General features: G+C 28.1%; 20 protein-coding genes and 1 riboswitch. Of the genes, 17 read left to right on the top strand and 3 right to left on the bottom strand.

The genetic code is table 11. The features are described 5' to 3' along the window. Nucleotides 1-18: 18 nt before the first annotated feature. From H9660_RS05840 to H9660_RS05815, 6 genes are all read left to right on the top strand, one after another. Entirely contained in the window at nucleotides 19-1,341 is a 1,323-nt protein-coding gene (locus H9660_RS05840; RefSeq protein ID WP_191749426.1) for a 6-phospho-alpha-glucosidase, read from the top strand. 145 nt (nucleotides 1,342-1,486) lie between these two features. Next, complete coding sequence (locus tag H9660_RS05835; RefSeq protein ID WP_191749425.1) at nucleotides 1,487-3,046, top strand: PTS transporter subunit EIIC; 1,560 nt, start codon at nucleotides 1,487-1,489, stop codon at nucleotides 3,044-3,046. A 258-nt stretch (nucleotides 3,047-3,304) separates the two neighbouring features. Next, nucleotides 3,305-4,633: a family 4 glycosyl hydrolase gene (locus tag H9660_RS05830; protein WP_191749424.1), complete on the top strand. Its 1,329-nt coding sequence runs from the start codon at nucleotides 3,305-3,307 to the stop codon at nucleotides 4,631-4,633. A gap of 28 nt (nucleotides 4,634-4,661) precedes the next feature. Beyond that, the gene (locus tag H9660_RS05825) at nucleotides 4,662-6,221 is read left to right on the top strand and encodes a PTS transporter subunit EIIC (RefSeq protein ID WP_191749423.1); all 1,560 of its coding nucleotides are present in this window, start codon (nucleotides 4,662-4,664) and stop codon (nucleotides 6,219-6,221) included. Between the two features lie 112 nt (nucleotides 6,222-6,333). After that, nucleotides 6,334-7,140, top strand: coding sequence for a MurR/RpiR family transcriptional regulator (locus H9660_RS05820; protein WP_191749422.1), 807 nt, complete (start codon nucleotides 6,334-6,336; stop codon nucleotides 7,138-7,140). A 236-nt stretch (nucleotides 7,141-7,376) separates the two neighbouring features. Then, complete coding sequence (locus H9660_RS05815; RefSeq protein WP_191749421.1) at nucleotides 7,377-7,760, top strand: VOC family protein; 384 nt, start codon at nucleotides 7,377-7,379, stop codon at nucleotides 7,758-7,760. A gap of 134 nt (nucleotides 7,761-7,894) precedes the next feature. On the opposite strand, the gene H9660_RS05810 is transcribed toward H9660_RS05815, so the two are convergent. From H9660_RS05810 to H9660_RS05800, 3 genes are all read right to left on the bottom strand, one after another. After that, nucleotides 7,895-8,584: a radical SAM protein gene (locus H9660_RS05810; RefSeq protein WP_191749420.1), complete on the bottom strand. Its 690-nt coding sequence runs from the start codon at nucleotides 8,582-8,584 to the stop codon at nucleotides 7,895-7,897. Beyond that, on the bottom strand, nucleotides 8,585-9,139 hold the full coding sequence (locus H9660_RS05805) for an ECF transporter S component (RefSeq protein ID WP_191749419.1): 555 nt from the start codon (nucleotides 9,137-9,139) through the stop codon (nucleotides 8,585-8,587). Nucleotides 9,140-9,227: 88 nt separating this feature from the next. Beyond that, nucleotides 9,228-10,190: a nucleoside hydrolase gene (locus tag H9660_RS05800; protein WP_191749418.1), complete on the bottom strand. Its 963-nt coding sequence runs from the start codon at nucleotides 10,188-10,190 to the stop codon at nucleotides 9,228-9,230. Between the two features lie 245 nt (nucleotides 10,191-10,435). Next, nucleotides 10,436-10,480: riboswitch (PreQ1 riboswitch) on the bottom strand. Nucleotides 10,481-10,845: 365 nt separating this feature from the next. Here H9660_RS05800 and H9660_RS05795 point away from each other — a divergent pair. From H9660_RS05795 to malQ, 11 genes are all read left to right on the top strand, one after another. Then, a complete protein-coding gene (locus tag H9660_RS05795) occupies nucleotides 10,846-12,693 on the top strand; it encodes a beta-glucoside-specific PTS transporter subunit IIABC (RefSeq protein ID WP_191749417.1) in 1,848 nt (615 codons plus the stop codon). Nucleotides 12,694-12,697: 4 nt separating this feature from the next. Beyond that, nucleotides 12,698-14,167 (top strand): glycoside hydrolase family 1 protein, encoded by a 1,470-nt coding sequence (locus tag H9660_RS05790; protein WP_191749416.1) that lies wholly within the window; start codon nucleotides 12,698-12,700, stop codon nucleotides 14,165-14,167. Nucleotides 14,168-14,204: 37 nt separating this feature from the next. Then, nucleotides 14,205-15,044 (top strand): PRD domain-containing protein, encoded by an 840-nt coding sequence (locus H9660_RS05785; protein WP_191749415.1) that lies wholly within the window; start codon nucleotides 14,205-14,207, stop codon nucleotides 15,042-15,044. 154 nt (nucleotides 15,045-15,198) lie between these two features. Further along, entirely contained in the window at nucleotides 15,199-15,744 is a 546-nt protein-coding gene (locus H9660_RS05780) for a phosphatase PAP2 family protein (RefSeq protein ID WP_191749414.1), read from the top strand. 80 nt (nucleotides 15,745-15,824) lie between these two features. Continuing rightward, nucleotides 15,825-16,016, top strand: a complete 192-nt coding sequence (locus H9660_RS05775) for a hypothetical protein (protein WP_191749413.1) — start codon at nucleotides 15,825-15,827, stop codon at nucleotides 16,014-16,016. A gap of 395 nt (nucleotides 16,017-16,411) precedes the next feature. Then, nucleotides 16,412-17,365 carry a PucR family transcriptional regulator gene (locus H9660_RS05770; RefSeq protein ID WP_191749412.1) on the top strand — a complete coding sequence of 318 codons (954 nt, stop codon included), beginning with the start codon at nucleotides 16,412-16,414 and terminating at the stop codon, nucleotides 17,363-17,365. Between the two features lie 109 nt (nucleotides 17,366-17,474). Next, a complete protein-coding gene (locus H9660_RS05765; protein WP_191749411.1) occupies nucleotides 17,475-18,683 on the top strand; it encodes a sugar ABC transporter substrate-binding protein in 1,209 nt (402 codons plus the stop codon). A 66-nt stretch (nucleotides 18,684-18,749) separates the two neighbouring features. Next, nucleotides 18,750-19,667: a carbohydrate ABC transporter permease gene (locus tag H9660_RS05760; RefSeq protein WP_191749410.1), complete on the top strand. Its 918-nt coding sequence runs from the start codon at nucleotides 18,750-18,752 to the stop codon at nucleotides 19,665-19,667. 1 nt (nucleotide 19,668) lies between these two features. After that, the gene (locus tag H9660_RS05755) at nucleotides 19,669-20,562 is read left to right on the top strand and encodes a sugar ABC transporter permease (protein ID WP_207729422.1); all 894 of its coding nucleotides are present in this window, start codon (nucleotides 19,669-19,671) and stop codon (nucleotides 20,560-20,562) included. An 80-nt stretch (nucleotides 20,563-20,642) separates the two neighbouring features. Further along, nucleotides 20,643-21,662, top strand: a complete 1,020-nt coding sequence (locus H9660_RS05750) for a substrate-binding domain-containing protein (protein WP_191749442.1) — start codon at nucleotides 20,643-20,645, stop codon at nucleotides 21,660-21,662. A gap of 35 nt (nucleotides 21,663-21,697) precedes the next feature. Then, nucleotides 21,698-23,176: a 4-alpha-glucanotransferase gene (malQ, locus tag H9660_RS05745; RefSeq protein WP_191749409.1), complete on the top strand. Its 1,479-nt coding sequence runs from the start codon at nucleotides 21,698-21,700 to the stop codon at nucleotides 23,174-23,176. Nucleotides 23,177-23,255: the final 79 nt, after the last annotated feature.

Below are 23,255 nucleotides of genomic sequence, written 5' to 3'. Positions count from 1 at the left end.
TTTAAGGAGTTGCTAGAGATGAAGAAATTTAATGTGACACTAGTTGGTGGGGGAAGTACTTGGACACCAGGTTTATTACAAACACTATGTAAGTTAAAGGAAAGATTTCCATTAAATAAATTAGTTCTATTTGATATAAATGAAGAAAGACAAGCTGTAATAGGAGAATTTGCTAAGGTATTATTTAAAGAAGAATACCCAGAATTAGATTTTAAATATACAACTAAGATTGAAGAAGCATATAATGAGGTCGATTTTGTGTTTATGCAAATGAGAACTGGTGGATATGAAATGAGAGAAAAGGATGAAAAGATACCATTAAGTATGGGGCTAATTGGACAAGAAACTTGTGGAGCAGGTGGATTTGCTTACGGGTTAAGATCGATTAGGGATATGATAGATACAGTTAATGATATCAGATATTATTCAAAAGATGCATGGATATTAAATTATACTAATCCGGCAGCAATAGTAGCTGAAGCACTTAGAAGGGAATTTCCAGAAGATAAGAGAATACTTAATATTTGTGATCAACCTGTAAATCTTTTAAGATCTTATGGAAGAATATTAGGACGAGATTCAAAAGATTTTGAGCCTGTTTATTTTGGATTAAATCACTTTGGATGGTTTACTAACCTTTATGATTCGGAAGGTAATGACTTAGTACCAGAGTTAAAAAGTTTAATAAAAGAAAGAGGATTTTTACCAGTTGATGCTGAACAAAGAGATCAGTCTTGGTTAGATACATATGGTATGGTTAAGAATATGTGTGATGACTTTAGTGATTATTTACCAAATACTTATCTTCAATATTATTTATATCCAGATTACAAGGTAAAAAAGTTAAATCCAGATTATACAAGAGCAAATGAAGTTATGGATGGTAGAGAAAAAAGAGTATTTGAAGAGTGTAAGAAAGTAATTGAGCGTGGAACTATGGAAGGATGTGAAATGGTTCATAATGATGCACATAGCGAATTCATGATTCAAGTTGCAGAATCTATAGCATATAATCAAGGAAAAATATTTATTGTGATAGTAGAAAATAATGGAGCAATATCAAATATTCAAGATGATGCAATGGTAGAAGTTGCTGCGGTATTAACTGCTAACGGACCAAGAGCTCTTAGAGTAGGTAAGATTGGAACTTTCTATAAGGGATTAATAGAAGCACAGCTAGCTTATGAAAAATTAGCTGTAGATGCTTATTTTGAAAAATCTTATGAAAAGGCTCTACAAGCATTAACTTTAAATAGAACAATCGTAGATGCATATAAAGCAAGAAAAGTTTTAGATGAGTTAATTGAAGCTAATAAAGAATATTGGCCAGAGTTCAAGTAATAATTAAAAGAAGATGTATTTTATAACTTGAATAAATAATACAATGACAATATTGACCTGATTGAGATATATGAGGGATAGGAAGAGAAGTTATAATATCTTATTCAGGTCATATAAATATTATGAAGAGGGAGAGATATTATTTATGAAAGATTCAAGGTATTTTGCAGCCTTTCAACAATTAGGAAAGGTTCTAATGACACCAGTTATGTTATTACCAATAGCGGGTATTTTACTTGGTATTGGAGCGGCATTTACAAGTACAAATTTAGTAAGTACATTTCCAATCCTTGCAAACGATTACTTGAAATTATTCTTTAATTTATGTAAATCAGCAGGAAATTCAGTATTTAATTTTTTACCAATAATATTTGCTATTTCTATAGCAATTGGATATGCTAAAAAAGAAAAGGGTATAGCAGCATTAGCTTCAGTCATATCATTTGTAACCATGCATAATGTTATGAGCACATTATTAATACATTTAGGAAAACTTGATCCAAGTAATTTAACTACAGGGCAATCATTAGTTTTAGGAATACCTTCATTAGATGTGGGAGTATTTGGTGGAATTATAGTAGGGTTTATGGTGGCTTTTCTACATAATAAATTTTATAATATTTCATTGCCACCAGTATTGGGAATTTTCAGTGGAACAAAATTTGTACCAATGATTTCAATATTATGTTCAGTAGTTTTAGGATTTATAATGTCTGGAATTTGGCCTGCAATTCAAGGGGGATTAACTTCATTAAGTAATTTAATTAATTCTACAGGTGCATTTGGAACAGTTATTTACGGTTTATCTGAACGTGCTCTTTTACCTTTTGGATTACATCATTTTGTTTATTTACCGTTTTTCTTTACTAATTTAGGGGGATCAGCAGTAATTGATGGAAATGTAGTAGAGGGAGCAGTTAATATATATCAAGCTCAATTAGCTTCTCCTTCAGCAATGTTTAATATTGATGTAACAAGATTTATAATGAATGGTAAAATAATTGTGGCTGCATTTGGTTTAACTGGTGGAGCTTTAGCAATGTATAAGACTGCAAAGCCAGAAAAGAAAAATATAGTTAGAGGTTTAATAATTGCAGCAGCAATACCAGCTTTTTTTACGGGGATTACAGAACCAATTGAATATTCATTCCTTTTTGTAGCACCGATGTTATTTGTAGTTCATTCACTTTACTCAGGACTTGCATACTTTTTAACTTATATTTTACAAGTAAATGTTCCAGGAACATCAGCATTTGGAGGACCATTCTTAAGTACAATATTTAATGGAGTAATGCAAGCTGATAAAGGATCAAACTGGATTTGGATACCTATATTAGGGGTGATTTTCTTCTTCTTATACTATTTTACATTTAAGTTCATGATATTAAAGTTTAACTATAAAACTCCGGGAAGAGAAGATGAAATAATAAATGAAACATCAGAAAATAATAATTTATCTAAAACAGATATACTATATGATATTATAGAGGGACTAGGTGGAAAAGATAATATAATACATGTTGATGCATGCTTTACAAGACTAAGAGTAAAAGTTAAAAATAAAGAAATTGTAGGAGATACTAATCTTTGGAAAAAACTTGGTGCCAATGGTGTTGTTCAAGTAAGCGATGGTGTACAAGTTATCTATGGATCTAAAGCGGATGTATATAAAACTCAAATTAGAGAAGTATTAGGATTAGATTAAAAGATATTACTTTTAAAGTATATATTCAATTGTAATTATTATAAAATTAATAAATATTATAAAATAAATTGTATAAAAAATCTCTCAATTTAAGATTGGGAGATTTTTTATTAATTAATAAATTTTGAAATAAACTTAGATATTAGTAGTGTGTTTTATAAATAAAAATTTCATAATATGAAATTTTTAAATTTTCATTTATATCAAGTGATATAGTATATATTATCAGAAAACATTTACAAAGGAGAGATTATTACAATGAAAAAAAATTCAGTAGTTATTGTTGGGGCAGGAAGTACACATACACCAGGTATAATACAAAGTTTATTGCAAAAAAAAGAGGATTTTCCTTTAAGAAAACTAACTTTATTTGATATTGACGAAAAAAGGTTAAATTTAGTATATGATATTATGAAGCAATTCATTAAAGAAACTTATCCTAATCTTGAAGTAATTGTAACGACAGATGAAGAAGAAGCTTACACAGATGTTGATTTTGTCTTTGCTCAAATTAGACAAGGTGGATTAAAATTAAGAAGTTCAGATGAAAAAATTCCATTAAAATATGGAGTAGTAGGTCAAGAAACTTGTGGACCAGGAGGATCAATTTCTTATGGTATTCGTTCAATTCCAGCTATAATTCATATGATAAAGATGGCAAAAAAATATTCTCCAAATTGTTGGATATTAAATTATTCTAATCCAGCTGCAGTTGTTGCAGAAGCCACAAGAAGAGAATTTAATAATGAAAGAGTGCTGAATATATGCGATATGCCTACAGCTATTCTTTTATCATATTCTAAAATGTTAGGATTAGAGAGCTGGCAATCATTAGATCCATGTTATTTTGGTTTAAATCATTTTGGATGGTTTACAGCTTTATTTGATAAAGATGGAAAAGATCGATTACCAGAATTAAGAGAAATGATATTAACTTCTGGAATGACAGCTTCAAGTGATAAACATCATAAAGATCCAGATTGGCAAAAAACATGGAAACAGTATGCTAAGATAGTAAAAGATTATCCTGATTATTTACCAAACAGCTATCTTCAATACTATTTATATTCGTCAGATATGGTAGATAAAATGGATATAGGACGTACAAGAGCAGATATGGTTATAGAAGGGCGAGAAAAAGAAATGTTTGAAGAACATAAGAAATATTTGGAATCGCCAGAAACTTATAAGAGTCCATTACAAGATTTTACAGTATTTGGAGATTTTATAGTTGATGCAGCAGCCTCTATTGCATACAATAAGGGAGAACGTTTCCTAGTAATTGTAGAGAATAATGGAGCTATTCCTAATATTCCGGCGGATGCGATGGTAGAAGTACCTGCATATATACGTTCTTGGGGACCTGAGCCTATATCAATTCCCGCAATACCAACTTTCTATAAAGGAATGATAGAAAATCAAGTAGCATCAGAAAAATTAGCTGTTGATGCATATTTTGAGAAATCTTATGATAAAGCATTACAAGCTATAGCAATAAATAAAACAGTACCATCTACAACAGTTGCAAGACAAATATTAGATGACTTGATAGAAGCAAATGGTGAGTACTGGCCAAAGTTAAAATAGTAATAACTTTAGATAAGGAGAGAGTTTTATGGATAAAAATAAAATATTTAGCTCATTTCAAAAGCTAGGTAAAGTCCTAATGGCACCAGTTTTATTACTTCCTATTTCAGGGATACTTGTTGGAATAGGTAGTGCATTCACTAATGCGAGTTTAATTAAAGTAGCACCATTTTTGGATAATAGTTTTTTCTCTTTACTTTTTCAACTTATGAAAGAGGCAGGAAATGTTGTAAATAATAATATTTCAATAATATTTGCTATATGTATTGCTTATGGATATGCTAAGTCAGAGAAAGCTACAGCAGCTTTGTCAGGGTTTTTAGGCTATATGACAATGAATACTGTTATGGGGAGTTTTCTAATTGCTAGGGGAATTATTGATACAAGTAATTTAATAACAGGTCAGAAATCAATTTTAGGTGTAGTAACATTAGATACAGGGGTTTTTGGAGGAATAATAATTGGAATTGTGGTAAGTTATCTTCATAATAAATATTATAAAATTCAATTACCACCAGTATTAGGAATATTTAATGGAACTCGTTTTATACCAGCAATTACTATAATTGTAGCAAGCTTTGTAGGAATAGGTTTATCATTTATTTTTCCACCTATACAAAATGCTTTACAGCTATCTTCTGAATTTATTAATTCAACAGGTGTATTTGGAGCATTTGTATACGGATTTTCAGAACGTATTTTATTACCTTTTGGGTTACATCATTTTATATATTTACCATTCTTCTTTACATCACTTGGTGGAGTTATGGAGATTGGAGGACAAACAGTTGAAGGTGCAGTAAACATATATAATGCTATATTAAATACTCCTGGATCTATGTTTGATATAAACATAAGTCGTTATGTAATGAATGGGAAGGTATTATTTGCAATGTTTGGTTTGACAGGAGCAGCTCTTGCTATATATAAAACAGCACATAAAGATAATAGAAAAAAAGTAGCATCTCTTATGATAGCAGCAGTTATACCTTGCGCATTAATGGGAATTACAGAGCCACTAGAATATAGTTTCTTATTCGTAGCCCCTATACTTTTTGGAGTACATGCATTATTATCAGGAATAGCTTATATTCTTACTTATATAGTTTCATTTAATGTAGCAGGACCATCAGCTTTTGGAGGGCCATTATTATCATGGATATTTAATGGAATATTAAATGCTGATAAGGGTTCAAATTGGTATTGGTTACTTATTCTTGGACCTATTTACTTTATTATCTACTATTATGTTTTCAAATTTACAATAATTAAGTTTAACTTAAAAACTCCAGGTAGAGAAGCTGAAGAGAATAAAGATGAAAAAGTAAATAAGAATAGTACTGATAATCTAATTCCTATGATAGTAGAAGCAGTTGGTGGTAAAGAAAATATATTAAAGGTTGAAGCATGTTTCACAAGATTACGTTTAACATTAGAAGATACAGAGATAGTAAAACCAAATGAATATTTTAAGAATGAATTATCTGCTAATGGAATTGTGAAGGTTTCAGAAGGAGTACAGATAATTTATGGAAATAAGGCTTCTGTATATAAAACTGAAATGAGAGAATTTTTAGGAATAGAATAAAAATATATAAATATAAAAATATAAAAATATAGGTTAGTTTTTACTATCCTATATTTTTATATTATAACCATGTATAATATAAGTGTATACATTTAATAAAGTGGAGGAAATTATGTATTCATTTTTTTCTAATTTAAAAAAATGCATAGAAGAAATAACAGAATATTCATCTACGGATAGTTATATAGCACAATATATTTTAAATAACCATAATAAAATACCTAAAATGACTATATTTGATATTGCAAAAGAATGTAATACATCACCAGCTACAATAACAAGGTTTTGTAAACGTGTTAATAATTCTAGTTTTAAAGATATGAAAGAAGATGTTATAGTTTATAATGAATTCTTAGAAGAAGAAATCAGTAAGAAAAGTATAGATAATTATAAAATAAATATAAGTAGTGATAATATTTTAGAAAATTATTTTAAGTCAGTTTATAAATCATTTAATGAGACTAGAAAATTGATTGATGAAAATAATTTGATTAGAGCTGTTGAATGGATTTATAAAGCTAAATCTATTTATGTTTTTGGAAGTTCTTTTTCAAATATTATAGCCAAAAGTTTTAGTGAAAAGTTTACGAGATTAGATAAAGTGGCATATTCTTTTCCAACAATAAATAGTCAAGTATTAGCAATAGATAGCATTAATAAAGACGATTTAGTGATACTTATATCATTTTCAGGTACTACAAGACATATAAAGAGAATATATAAATTATTAAAAAAGAAAAACTTAAGAATATTATGGATTACATCAAATTGTGAAACAATTAATTCATTTAATGAAATTAAATTATTAGTAAGTTCATTAAAAATTGATCAATTTCAAACATCAATTATTCAAGATCATGCATTAAATAGTATAATTGATATACTTTATATTTATTATATATATTTACATAATAAATAATATTAATAATATTTAATTTATTATTGTGAAATAGGGTAATATTTAAAGAAAATAATATTCTTATTTATTAATAGAAGAACTTTTTTAGAGGATTATACTTTTTAGAATATAAATAGTAGGTCTAAGGAAATTAAGAATATAACAAGAGTAATGGAATGAAGCACTAAATTATGATAGTATGATATTAAATAAATAATAAAAATTGAGTTATGAAATAAAGAGAATTAGGAGTAATTATGAGAATAGAACATATTGCAATGTACGTAAATGACTTAGAGAAAGCAAAGAAGTTTTTTGAAAAATATTTTGATGCAAAATCAAATGAGTTATATCATAATAAAAATACTAATTTTAAATCATATTTTCTAACATTTGATGATGGAGCAAGATTAGAAATAATGAATAAGCCTGAAATGAATGATTCTGAAAAAAACTTAGTTCAAACTGGATTTATTCATATAGCTTTTAGTGTTGGAAGTAAAGAAAAGGTTGATGAATTAACCATGGAGCTTAAAAAGGATGGTTACAATGTTATTAGTGGACCAAGAACAACAGGAGATGGTTACTATGAAAGTTGTATTGTTGGAATTGAAGGTAATCAAATAGAAATAACAATTTAAATTAAAAGGTGCTGCCAAAAGAGGTAGCACCTTTTAATTTTAAAGCTTCAGTTTATAAAGAGATAAACCTTGTATGCTGTTGACTTGGAGCACCTGCGACGGAATTAGGAATATAATGTTTACCTCTTTTTTTATTAATCTCCAACTCCAAAGTCAGTATTGTTATATAATACTTCGATATTATCGTAGGAATTTAAGTATTTATATTCTTCAACAAACCACTGTACTAGTTCTTCGTCTCTTTTCACATCTGTTGTATTATTTACAAAAACATTTAATGTTGCATAATCGAAGTTTTTAAGGACTATGTCTATATCTCTTTTTATCATTTCTTTAGTTTGTCCTTTTACTCCAATTAGTAAGCAAACAGACTGAAAGTTTTCTTTAACTTCTTCTGGAGTTTTAAAGTTTGCATTTTTATTTAAAACTAAGTTTCTAAAGTTATTATCAAAGGTTTCTACACCTATTTTAAATATAATAGGGATTCCAAAGAATTCTCTCATTTCATCTAATCTATTTTTATAACACCAATGGCTTTCTAAAAATAATTTTTCTATGTTTTTTTCTTGGATAATTTTCTTTATATCATTTAGGGTTTCTTTAGGAATTTCAAAGCAGCTACCTGAGTTTATAACTTCTAATACTTTAAATTCCCCAGTAATATTTTTTAGTACTTCTTTATTTAGTTTTACTATTTCTTCTTCATTTAAACTATTATCATCTATATAGTCACAGAAGCTACATTTTCCCCATACGCAAGGAAAGGATTTTAGTAATACAATTTCTCTATTATTTTTATTAGTTATTTTATTATATCTATCCATTTAAACACCTATCTTTTCTTTCATATTAATTGGTAAGGCTTTAATTAGTGTTAATACTATAAATACAGTAGCAGTTTTATCTAATATATCAAATACTATTTGTGTTGAAAAAACACTAGTTACTATATTTACACCAACATTATTTAAGTATGCAACTATTATAGAAGTTCCAGAAGAGGTTACCCCTGAAAAAACATAGGCTGCAATTAAGGATGAAACTAATGAGCCTAAAATAGTTGAAATTAAAATACCTAAAACTATAAGTTTACCTTTGAAAAGTCCTTTTTTATAACATAGTCCAGCAATTAAGCCAATTGTAATTTGAACTGGCGAAAAGTATAAAGAATATGGATCAAAAGTAAATCCATTAATTAATGATGTAGCTAAACCTGTTATTGCACCACTTATTGGCCCAAATAGAAATGCAATTAAAAAAGTTCCTATTGTATCTATAAATATTGGAAGTTTAAGAGCAATTGCAATAAAAGCTCCAACTATGTTTATAACAATTCCAATAGCCATACAAGTTATTTTAAAAATATTATTATTTCTCATGAATATCTCCTAAATATCAATTATTTTGAATTTAATTTTTGGGAATTAAAATATAATGGATAAATTACTTTAATTAGTAATATAGAGGTTAGTTATAATATTTTAATACTAAATCTATATCTTTTTTATTATCTGGGAATAATCTATACAAGAACATCTCCATAAATTTTTTTGAATTAACCTTAGTTAAAACTAATCCATTATGTTCTTTTCTATAGAATTCACCAACATCTACTAAAGTTTGTCCCATAGCAATTCCATCAACAACCATATCTAAATAGGAAGTAAAGCCTTCACAAAGACTTCTATCTATGAAATAGGCTACAGCTAAAGGATCATTTATAACACAGCCAAGAGTTCTTTCTTGCTTCCAATGAAAATCCACATAGAATCTAGTTATATCCACAATAAATTTACCAAGATTTCCACCAATTTGATTTATAAGTTCTATAAGGTTAGGAGTTAATACTATTTCACGAGTAACATCTAAGCCTACCATTGAAAAAGGAACTTTACTTTTATCAAACACATTTTTTACACTATGAGGATCAACCCAGTAATTAAATTCAGCAACTTGAGAACAGTTACCATGAGATTTAAAAGCACCACCCATAGAAACTATTTCTTGAAGTTTATTAAAGGAAGCTTCATCTTTTTCTAAAGCTTTTGCAAGGTTAGTTAAAGGTCCTAAGGCAATAATACTAACATCACCTTCTTTAGCACTATCTAATATAAAATCAACACCGTTATAATTAATTTCAATATCAGCTTCTTCATAGTTAGTTTCACCAAGACCATCTTCACCGTGAGTATCCTGAGCTGTAACTAATTCTCTAACTAAGGGAAGACTTTCACCAATATAGACTTTAATATCTTCTCTTTTCATAAGCTTTAAAACCTTTAGAGCATTTTTGGCACCTTGTTTTGCAGGAACATTTCCTGAAACAATAGTTATTCCCATAATTTCTAATTCAGGTGAATTTAAAGCTAAAAGTAGAGCTAGTGAATCATCGATTCCTGGATCACAATCAATTATTACTTTTCTTTTCATTTACATTTCTCCTTTTTAAAATATATGGAAAATTTATATTCAGAAAAATAAAAAAAGGAATAAACCATATAGTTCATTCCATCACAAAAAAGCGGACATAATTAATAGAAGTTATTGGATACATAACTTTTTATTAATTACTAGAAATAAAAAAGAGCTATTAGTTATAAATAGCCCTTAATAAAAATCTAGTTTTTATTTGAATTTTCAAAATAAAAATAAACTAATTTAAAATAAATTAAATTAGGGTCCTAGTTTTTTATAGAGGGATGGTTACGAACCTCTCTCAGAATTATTCTGAGTATATAAATTTTACAGTATTAGTATGTAATAAAATTATAAGATTTTTCAATATTTAAAAGAAATTATATAGAAAATTTTATATCATAAGAAAGTGAGGTTACTTTTGCAAAATAAATTTTTAAAAAAAGTAAATATTTACATTGACTAATTGTGTAGTATGTAGTATTATAATATCAGTTAATGTTTAGACATGTGACTGGTAATGCAGGCAGGATCTAATAAAAATAACACTATTTTTACGTGTTACTTTTATTGGGTCCTTTTTTGCTTTTTTAAATTGATATTGGCCAAAATTCAATTAGTAAATTCCAGGAGTTAACCTAAATTTCAAATTATAAAAGGAGAAATTATTATGAAAAGTTATAGAGAAACAGCTATAAATATTTTGAAAAATGTTGGTGGAGAAAAGAATGTAGCATACTTAGAGCATTGTTCTACTCGTTTAAGATTTACATTAGTTGATGATAAAAAGGCAAATATTAGTGAATTAAAGAAAATTGATGGTGTAGTTGGAGTAGTTACTTCGGCACAATGTCAAGTTATTATTGGAAATGAAGTTATAGAAGTTTATGATGAAATAATGAAAATTGCGAATATTGGACAAGGAGAAGGAAAGAATGCTTCAGAAAGCAATAAGAAAATAGGAGCAACTATACTTGATTTTATAGTTGGTGTTTTCCAACCATTAGTTCCAGTAATTGCAGGATCAGGTATATTAAAATCTTTATTATTACTTTTATCCATGCTTGGAGTATTAGATAAATCAAGTCAGTTATATAGTATATTAAATAATATTGGAGAAGCAGGATTTTATTTCTTACCTATATTCGTAGCAAGTACTACTGCTTCTAAATTAAAATCAAATAAATTAGTTTCAATTTCAGCAGTTGCAGCTTTAATTTTACCATCAATGACAAGTATAATGGCAGAGGGAGCTTCAATATTTGGACTACCTATTACAAATATTAATTATACTTCTCAAGTATTCCCAGCGATACTTTGTGTGTTATTTTTAGCTCAAATAGAAAAATTATTTACTAAGATATCACCAAAAGCAATTCGTATATTTTTTGTACCACTTATGACATTATTAATTACAGTACCAGTTACTTTAGTTGCAATAGGACCATTAGGATATTTCTTAGGACAAGGATTTACAACATGTATATTATTCCTATATAGCAAATTAGGATGGGTAGCAATTGCTATTTTAGCACCAGTATTACCATTTTTAATTTCAACAGGAATGCATAAAGCTTTAGTACCATATGCAGTATCATCTATTACAGAAATGGGATATGAACTTTTATATTTACCAGCATCATTAGCTCATAATATTTCTGAAGCTGGTGCATGTTTTGCAGTAGCAGTTAAATCGAAGGATGATAAGACTAAATCAACAGCTATATCATCTGGAGTATCAGCATTATTTGGTATTACAGAACCTGCACTTTATAGTTTAACTATTCAAAATAAGAAGGTATTATCAAGTGTTATGACAGGTAGCTTTGCAGGAGCAATATTTATAGGTATATTTGCTGTTAGAGCATTTGCAGCAGTAGGACCTGGACTTGCAAGTGTTTCAATGTTTATTTCAGAAGAGTTACCTAAAAATATACTTTATGCAATAATTGGGGCACTAATATCTTTTATAGTTGCTTTTCTTGTAGGTTTTATACTTTGGAAAGAACAAAAAGAAGAAGTTATAGAAGAAAGAGTTGAATCTAATGATTTAAATAAAGAAATTACTTTAGTAAGTTATGCAAATGGGGAAGTTGTTAATATTGAAAATGTAAAAGATGATATGTTTTCTCAAAAAATATTAGGTAATGGAATTGCCATAATACCTGAAGATGGAGCTCTATATGCCCCTTGTGATGGAACAATAGAAACTGTATTTCATACAAATCATGCAATTGCAATTAAATCAAATTGTGGAAAAGAAATTCTTCTTCATGTAGGGATAGATACAGTTAAATTAGAAGGAAAATATTTTGAGGCAAAAGTAAAAGAGGGAGATAGAGTAAAAGCAGGAGATTTACTTTTAAACTTTGATATAGAAGCAATTAAAAGAGAGGGATATAATACAGTAATTCCAATGGTAATTACTAATATGGAAAATATTAATATTCAATCTAAAATTCAAGGTAATACAAAAGTAGGAAAAGATTTAGTTTTAGTTAGAACGATGGAGGTATAGAATAATGAGTATTAAAAAAGGATTTCCAGAAGGATTTTTATGGGGAGGAGCAGTTGCTGCAAACCAAGTTGAAGGAGCATGGAATGTAGGAGGAAAAGGTTTATCAGTTGCAGATGTTGCAATGTTTAGATCTAATATAAGTGTTACAGATTATAATGGACACGTTGGTATAACTAGTGAACAAATACAAAAAGCAATAGAAGATAAAAGTGATGAATTATATCCAAAGCGTAGAGGGATAGATTTTTATCATCATTATAAAGAAGATTTAGCATTATTTGCAGAAATGGGATTTAAAGTTTTAAGAGTTTCTATTGCATGGAGTAGAATATTCCCAACAGGAGAAGAAAATGAACCAAACGAAGAAGGCTTAAAATTTTATGAAAATTTATTTACTGAAATGAGAAGGTTAGGAATAGAACCATTAGTAACTTTATCTCATTATGAAATGCCTTTAGCATTAAGTCAAAAATATAATGGTTGGGTTGAACGTAAAGTTGTAGATTACTTTGTAAAGTTCTGTACTGTATGTTTTGAAAGATATAAAGATTTAGTAAAATTATGGTTAACTTTCAATGAAATAGATAGTATATATCGTCATCCATTTACTACAGCAGGTATAGTAACAGATCGTTGTGAAGAAGGAAAAGAAGAACAAGATATATACCAAGCATTACACCATCAGTTTGTAGCATCGGCTATTGTAACAGGTGAATGTCATAGAATAATAGAAGGAAGTAAAGTGGGATGTATGTTAACTAAGCTTACAACATATCCACTAACATGTAAGCCAGAGGATATTTTAAAGGCATTAAATGAAAATCTTAATAATTACTTTTATTCAGATGTACAAGTTCGTGGTAAATATCCAGAACGTATAAAAAGAATGTTTGCTGAAAAAGGTATTATTATTGAAAAGCATGAAGAGGATGATAGAATATTAGAAGAGAATACTGTTGATTTTGTATCCTTCAGCTATTATATGTCATTAGCTGCATGTGAAAATGAAGAAGAAATGGAAAAGACAGCAGGAAATACAATTATGGGAGTTAAAAATCCATATCTTCCACAAACAGATTGGGGATGGCAAATTGATCCAGTTGGATTACGTATATCATTAATTGAGTTATATGATCGTTATCAATTACCACTATTCATAGTTGAAAATGGAATGGGAGCTGTTGATAAAATTGAAGAAGATGGTTCAATAAATGATGATTATAGAATTGAATATTTCAGAAGTCATATGATAGAGATGAAAAAGGCAGTAGAAGAGGGAGTTGAGCTTATGGGATATACAAGCTGGGCCCCAATAGACTTAATTAGTGCAGGAACATCTCAAATGTCAAAGAGATATGGATTTATTTATGTTGATCAAGATGACTTTGGAAATGGAACATTAGAAAGAAGACGTAAGAAATCATTCTATTGGTACAAGAAAGTTATTGAAACAAACGGAGAAGATATGAACTAAGGATTAATTAAAATACATTAATGTTGAGAGGGATATTATGCTAATAATAAAGAAGGCTTTGAATTCCAGTGTATTATTGGTTGAAGATGATAAGAAACAAGAATTTATTATATTAGGAAAAGGCATAGGTTATGGACGTAAAGCTGGAGAAAAGATAGATGATAGTGATGAAAATCAAATATTTATGCCAGTTGAAAATCCAACAGCTAAAAGATTAATTGAGATGATTAATTCAATTCCTGCAAAATATTTTGAATTAACTCAAGAAATTATTAATTATGCTACTGAAAAATTAGAAACTACATTTACTGATAATATATACTTACTTCTTACAGATCACTTAAGTTTTGCAGTAGAAAGATATAATAATGGTATTATGGTTTTTAATAGAGTTTATTGGGAAATTAAAAACTTTTATCCAAAGGAATTTAGTGTTGGAGTTTATGCATTAGAATTACTTAATAAAAAATTTAATGTTAATCTTCCTGAAGAAGAAGCTGCTAATATCGCCTTTCACTTAGTTAATGCACAGAATGGGAAAAGTTATCAACATGATGCTATGAGAGCAGCAAAACTTATTTCAGCTGTAGTTAATTTAGTTAAGTATTCAACAAATCAAGATTTTGATAAAGAAAGTTTTCATTATTCAAGATTTATTTCTCATATGCAATTTTTTGCAGAAAGATTTTTTGCTGAAAAATTAATAGATAGCTCGGATGACTTTTTATATGAACAAATGAAGCATAAGCATGCTTCTTCAGTGAAATATGCAGAAAAGGTTGCTCAATATATTTATAAAACATATAACAAAAAATTACCTAAAGAAGAAATAGCATATTTAGCAGTTCATATACAAAGATTAATATCTATAGATTAAATTATGAAAAGACCTAGATTTTTAGGTCTTTTTTAATGTATATAAAATTATAAAAATAGTATCATGCAAATAGTCTTTGGGTTATATGATTATTGTATTAATAATATAATAAATATATAATTATAAAATAAATGATAAGTTAGAAGAGGGAAATATGGAAACTTTATTAAATAATTTTGATATTGGTATTTTAAATTTTATAAGAGATAATTTATCAAGTCCGTTTATGGATAAATTCATGACTTTTATAACTTACTTAGGAGATAATGGTGCAATATGGATAGCTATAGGAATTATATTAATAATTCAAAGAAAATATAGAAAGATAGGATTAGTATTGTTATTAGGATTATTATTAAATGCAATATTAGGAGAAGTTATAATAAAAAATATAGTACAAAGACCAAGAGTATTTAATACATATCCAGATATAAGTATTATAATTAACCCACCAGATTCATATTCTTTTCCATCAGGGCATACAGCATCATCATTTACAGCTGCAATGCTTATAGGGTATTATTTAAAGAAATGGAGATATGGAGCTTATATTTTAGCTTCTTTAATTGCTTTTTCAAGATTATATTTATTTGTTCATTACCCAACAGATATTATTTGTGGGATATTATTAGGTACTATATCTGCTTTAATTACAATTAAATTTGCAGAAGAAAATAAATTTAAAAAATTACTTAAATAAAATATTAAAATATCTCTTACTAGTATAAATATTAATTAAAGGCAAAACATAATAGTATAACTAGTTAGGAGGTGTTAAACATGGACATGGAAGATATAGAAAAGAAAATGAAAAAGCTATATAAAAATGTTACATCAGGAAAATTAACAAAGGAAATAGCAGATGAAATGTCAGATCTAATAGATAAAGTTGAAGATATTGGTGGAGATATTAAAGATAATTTATCCTCAATGATTGATGATATGAAAAATGCTATTAAAAAAATGAAATAAGTATAATAGAAAAGCTAGGAATACTAGCTTTTTCTATTCTTTAGGAAATTATATCTATGGAAAAATTGTAGATAATTTTATCAGAAGAGTAAAATTCGTAGTGTAAGAATTAGAGTTTTAATAATTTCCTTCCTTTACTTTGCAAAGAGATAAACATTGTATGACGTCGACTTGGAGCGCATGCGACGGAGCAAGGAATATAATGTTTATCTCTTTTTCTATTTGTATAAGTGAACAAAAATAAGCATTTAAATTGTATAAAAATACTATTGAATAAAAACGATTGCAGGAATATAATAGAAGCATAGAAATAATATTCAAAAAATAAAGAAAATTCTTAAATGTATTTTTGGAAACGTTACCTGTTTCAAAAAAATAATTTTATGGGGGAGAGTATGTATGGATTAAAAAACTCCTTTAAAAAAATAAGTGAGGAAATTCAAATTCCCTTCAAATTAACTGAAAAAGACGGAACAATAGTAGCTAATTTTCTTCAAGAAAATAATTCAAGATTAATAAGTAGCTTAATAAATATTTCTACAGAGGAATTAATATTAGAAACTTATGAGGATTATAGTAATTGTATAAATTTATTAAAATGCTTTTTAGAGCAGGAATTGAGCAATGTAGTAAAATCTAAGGAGGAAATAATATTAGATATTACAAAGGGAAGAGAATTTTCAGATGATATTTTAAAAGAGATTATTAAGTACAAGCCTTTTAAATTAATTTTACTTTACTTAGAGGAAAATCATTCCAATGTATTAAATTTAATAAAAGAAAAATATATAGAAGAAGAGAATATAATAGTTGTACAAGATGAATATATATTAATTATAAGTAAAAATGATATTAGTAATGAAAAGATAAATATGCTATTCAAATTACTAAGAAACAATGGAGTAGAGCGGTTATATATTTCTTATTGCAAAATAAATGAATATAAACAACTTAAAGAAAAATTTTCACATTTAAAAGATAATATTGAAATTTGTAAGAAATATAATTTAACTTCTAAAGTTTATAGTGAAAACTCCTTATTACTTGAAAAAATAATTAATACTATTAGTGATGAAGAAGTTAGTAAAGTGTACAAGCAATACAATGATTTATTTTCTAAATTAGAGCCAGAATTAATAAGAACTATAGAAATATTTTTTAGTGAAGGTCTTAAAGTTAGTGAATCTGCTGATAAATTGTATATTCATAGAAATACATTGTTTTATAGGATAGATAAGGTCAAAAAATTAATAAATTATGATATATCTAATTTTAATGAAGCAATAGAATTTAAGATTTTATTTTTACTTTGGAAGGAAGCTTTATATAATAATAGAGTTTCGAATTAATTGGAAACGGTACCGGAAAGGTTACCTGAAAATGTTATCAAAAAGTTAATAAGCCTAAAAAGGTTTATAATATAAAATTCAAAAAATTGAGTTTTGGGAGGAATTTATTATGGTTAAACGTTCAAAATTATTAGCAATTTTAATTGCTGGTGTAATTACAACAACTGCATTTGTTGGTTGTGGAAGTAAGGGTGGAGATGGAAATACTGCTTCAGAAGAAAAGAAGACATTAACAGTTTGGTCTCACTTTACAACTAATGAAGTTCAAGAATTTGAAAAGGTTGCTAAGGCTTGGGGAGAAGAAAACAACGTAGAAGTTACTGTTGTTGAAGACCAAGGAGAATACCAAGAAATGATGCAAGCTGCTCAAAGTAATAATGGTCCAGATATAATGTTAGGAGTTCCACATGATAACTTAGGAACATTCCAAAAAGCTGGAGTTGCAGCAGAAGTTCCAAGTGGTATGGTTTCAGCAGATAAATATACATCTCAAGCTGTAGTTGATGCAGTTACTATAGGTGGAAAAATATATGCAGTACCATTTGCTCAAGAAACAACATCAATGTTTTATAATAAAGATTTAGTTAAAGAAACTCCAAAGACTATGGAAGAATTAGTTGAAATGGCAAAGGAAGTTGGATTTGTTTATAATATTAATGATTTCTACTTCTCATATGCTTTCTTAGCAGCTAATGGAGGATATGTATTTAAGAATAATAATGGTACATTAGATCCAAATGATATAGGTCTTGGAAATGAAGGAGCTATAAAAGGGCTTCAATTTATTTCTGATTTAGTAAATAAGGACAAGTTAATGGCAGCTGATATTACTGGAGATATAGCTAAGGGTGAATTTACTTCAGGTAAAGCTGGATTCTATTTCTCAGGTCCATGGGATGTTTCAGGAGCTAAAGAAGCAGGTCTTAACTTTGGTGTAATGACAATGCCAACATTAGATGGAAAAAATCCACAAACATTCTTAGGAGTTCAAACTTCAATTGTTAATGAAAATTCTAAAAATAAAGATTTAGCTTGGGAACTTATGAAAGAATTTGCTGATAAGGGACAAGATATAGTTTATAAAAACGGTGCTAGAATACCAGTAGCTAAGGATTATGTAGTTGAAGATGAATATACAAAGGTATTTATGGAACAAGCTAAAGTTGCTTATCCAATGCCTAATATAAATGAAGTTCAAGCTATATGGACACCAGCAAAGAATAACTTACAATTATTAACTTCTGGACAAATTGATGCTGCTACAGCAGGAAAAAATATGCTTGAACAAACTGCAGAAGGTATAAAGCAAATAAAATAATTTAACTAAAAAATTAGAGATAGGTGATTTTACCTATCTCTAATGTAAAATAAGGGAGGATTTTATATGGGCATGAAGAGTAAAAGCCATAAAGCCTATTATTTCTTAGCACCAGCACTTATTTCAATACTTATATTCACCGTGATACCAATAATTTCAACAATATATTATGCTTTTACAGATTACACTCAATTCTCTAAAGGTGAGATAAATTTTGTAGGTTTAGCAAACTTTAAGGATGTATTAACAGGACCATTTAAAGTAACTTTCCTACCGGTATTTGGATGGACGTTAATTTTTGCATTGCTTTCAACTCTTGGTTGTTTCTTGTTAGGATTATTTTTAGCACTAATTTTGAATAATCCAAATATAAAAGAAAGAGGGTTCTATAAAGGAATACTAATATTACCGTGGGCACTACCAGCAACAGTTGCTATACTTTCATTCCAAGGTTTATTTAATGGAAGTTATGGACAAATAAATTCACTTTTAATGCAATTACATTTAATAGAAGAACCTATAAAATGGCTAACAGATCCTAATCTAGCTAGATTAACAATAGTTATTGTTAATATATGGCTTGGATTCCCATATATGATGAATGTAGCTTTAGGATCATTATCAGCAATACCAGAAGTTTATTATGAAGCAGCAATGGTAGATGGAGCAAGTAAGTGGAAACAATTCACTAGCATAACATTACCATCAATAGCTAAGACAGCATATCCATTAGTTATTTCTTCTTTTGCATTTAACTTTAATAACTTTGGATCAGCATACTTAATAACTCAAGGTAATCCACCTAGATTAACTACTCAATTTGCGGGCTATACAGATATATTAGCATCAGTAAATTATAAGCTTTCAATGCAATTTGGTAGATTTGAAATTGCTTCAGCATTAAGTATTATTATATTTGTAATAATTGCATCAATTTCCTTTGTACAAATGAAGGCATCTGGTCAATTTGAGGAGGTAGAATAAAATGCAAGTAAGTATGAATTTAAATAAAAAAGTATCTAGTAAAGAAAAGGTAGTTTATAAAAAGAAATTAAGACCTGATGAAATAAGAACAGCTTGGTTCGGAAGAATATTCTTATGGTTTATGATACTAATAACATTATTTCCAATAGTAGCTGTAATTTCAGCCTCTATGGCAAAGGGAAGTGCCTTTACTCAAACAACATTTTTCCCAGCTAAGTGGACTTTAGAAAATTATGTGAAAGTTATAGAAAAAACACAATTTTTATTATGGGTTAGAAATTCATTAATGATAAGTACTGTAGTAGCAATAGTACAATTAGTTTTATCAGTACCAGCAGCCTTTGCTTTTTCTAAGCTTAGATTTTGGGGAAGAAAGAATGGATTAATGAGTTTATTAATACTTCAAATGTTCCCAACAACAATGGCTCTGCCAGCAATAATGGGTATAGTATTCACATATAACTTAACTAATAAACCATGGGTATTAATATTAATACTAGCTGGTGGAAGTGCTTATAATATATGGCTATTAAAGGGAGCAGTAGATGGAATTCCAGATGAATTAGTTGAAGCAGCATATATAGACGGAGCTTCAAAGCTTAAGGTATTTTCATCAATAATATTACCTTTATTAAGAAATATGTTAATAGTAATATTCTTATTTGCTTTTATAGGAGCATACAGTGAATTTATGTTTACTTCTGCTATACTTAAAAATGCAAATGTTCAAACTATAACAACAGGATTACAAAAATTTATTACTAATAATTTTTCTGCCAATTGGACTCAATACTCAGCAGCAGCAGTAATGGCAGCTTTACCAATAGTAGTAATATTTATGTTATTCCAAAAATATATAGCAACTGGATTAGTTTCAGGATCAGTTAAAGAGTAATGCAAAGAAGATTATAATTTTATTATAAAAATATATGGAAACGATACCGAATATTTTGTCGAATCTTGGAGGTAGTTATGATAAACATAAGAGATATTGCAAGAATAGCAGGGGTTGGAGTTAGTACAGTCTCAAGAGTAATTAATAATCATCCAGATGTTAAGGAGCAAACTAGAGAAAGAGTATTAGAAGCTATTAAAGAAAATAACTATATACCTAATAATAGTGCAAGAAACTTAAAAAAGAATAACACAAATAACATTGGAGTGCTTATAAAGGGAGTATTTAATCCTTTTTTCTCTGAAATGCTAGATTCAATAAGCAAAAGAATATCTAAGGCTGGATATTCTATGATATTAGAGCATCATGATTACTTAAGTGATGATGAAATGAATAATTTAATATCTATGATAAAAGAAAAAAGATTGCAAGGTGTGATATGCCTTGGAGGAAACTTTACAGAGATTAAAAATGATGATTTTGAAGAGATAAATGTACCAGTAGTATTAACTTCTATAAATCATAAGTATGGAAAAGAATTTTCGAATTTTTCATCGGTATCAATAGATAATGAAGAATCGGCTTATTCAGCCACCAAATATCTAATAGATTGTGGTCATAAAAATATAGCATTAATGCTAGGAGATGAATATGATACTGGAATTGGACACTTAAGAGAAGCAGGTTATTTAAAAGCTTTAAATGATAATAATATTAAATTTAATAAAGAGTATAGACTTTTGGGGAATTATGATTACAGAGGAGCTTATGAAGAGACAGATAAATTAATAAAAAATCATAGAGAGGTTACAGCTATATTTGCAATATCAGATATAATGGCTGTTGGATGTGCGAAAGCAATAAAAGATAATGGATTAGTTGTAGGAAAAGATGTAGATATAATTGGATTTGATGGTATGGATATAAGTGAATTTTATAGCCCTACTATATCAACAATAATACAACCTAAATTAGAAATGGCAAAAATAAGTGTTGATTTATTATTAGATTTAATAGCAAATAAAACAGATAATAAACATGTAATTTTAAATACAGAATTAGTTAAAAGAGAATCAACAAGCTTTAAAATAGAAAAATAAAAATATGTAGCTTTATAGGAAATGAGGTAAAGTTCATGGAAAGAAGTAGTGGAATATTAATGCATGTTTCATCACTACCAGGAAGGTATGGAATAGGAACTTTTGGAAGACAAGCCTTTGCCTTTGCAGATTTTTTGAAGAAAAGTGGACAAAAATATTGGCAAATACTACCCCTAGGACAAACTGGATATGGAGATTCACCATATCAATGTTTTTCAGCTTTTGCTGGTAATCCATATTTCATAGATTTCGAATTATTAGAAGAAGAAGGATTATTAAAAAAAGAAGATTATACAAATCTAGATTATGGTTTAGATGATGAAAAAGTTGATTATTATAAGTTGTTTATAAACAAAAATAAAGTTTTGAGAATTGCCTATAAAAATTCAATAGGAAAATATAAAGAGGAAATAGAAGAATTTAGAGTGAAAAATAGTTTTTGGTTAGAAGACTACGCTTTATATATGTCTGTAAAGAAACATTTCAATCTAGTTAGTTGGTATGATTGGGATGAAGACATTAGATTAAGAAAACCAGATGCTATGAAATACTATAAAGAAACTCTTAAAGATGAAATTGAATACTATGTATTCATACAATATTTATTTTTTAAACAATGGAATAATTTAAAGGATTATTGCAATGAAAATAATATAAGAATAATTGGTGATATCCCTATTTATGTAGCAGAAGATAGTGCAGATGTTTGGGGAAATCCAAGATATTTCAATTTAGATAAAAGTATGAAACCTATAACTGTAGCTGGTTGTCCGCCAGATGCATTTTCAACTACAGGTCAATTATGGGGAAATCCTATTTATAATTGGAAAAGCATAAAAGAAGATAATTATTCGTGGTGGATAGATAGAGTTAGAGAAAGTTTCAAGATATATGATGTTGTTAGAATAGATCATTTTAGAGGATTTGAATCATATTGGGAAGTACCATATGGAGATAAAACAGCTGAAAATGGTAAATGGACTAAAGGACCTGGAATAGATCTTTTTAAGGCTATAAAAGATAAGCTTGGAGATGTAGAAATTATAGCAGAAGATTTAGGATTTATGACAAAGGAAGTAATAGATCTTAGAGATTCTACAGGTTTCCCAGGAATGAAAATATTACAATTTGCCTTTGGAGGAGAAGATAGTGGAGATTTACCACATAACTACCCTGTAAATTCTATAGCTTATACAGGTACTCATGATAATGATACTGTTATGGGATGGTATAACTCTTTAGAAGGATCAAAAGAATTAAATAAAGCTAAAAAATATCTAAATTTAACTTATGAAGAGGGTATTACTAGAGGATTTATAAGAGGAATATGGGGAAGCACAGCATCCTTAGCAATTACAACTATGCAAGATTTATTATGTCTTGGAAAAGAAGCTAGAATGAACTTTCCATCAACATTAGGTGGTAATTGGACATGGAGAGCTAAAGAAAGTGATATTAATGATAAACTAGCTAAAGAACTTTATGAAATAACAAAGTTATATAACAGATGCTAGGGAAATGTAAAATTAAGAATTAAAAATGAAGAATTGAGGTGAAAACTACTGGCGTAGTTTTTAATAAGATTAATTAAGG

Origin of the sequence: Clostridium gallinarum (genome assembly GCF_014836325.1) — a bacterium.
GTDB lineage: Bacteria > Bacillota > Clostridia > Clostridiales > Clostridiaceae > Clostridium > Clostridium gallinarum.
This window is presented reverse-complemented; position numbering and strand designations above follow the sequence as displayed.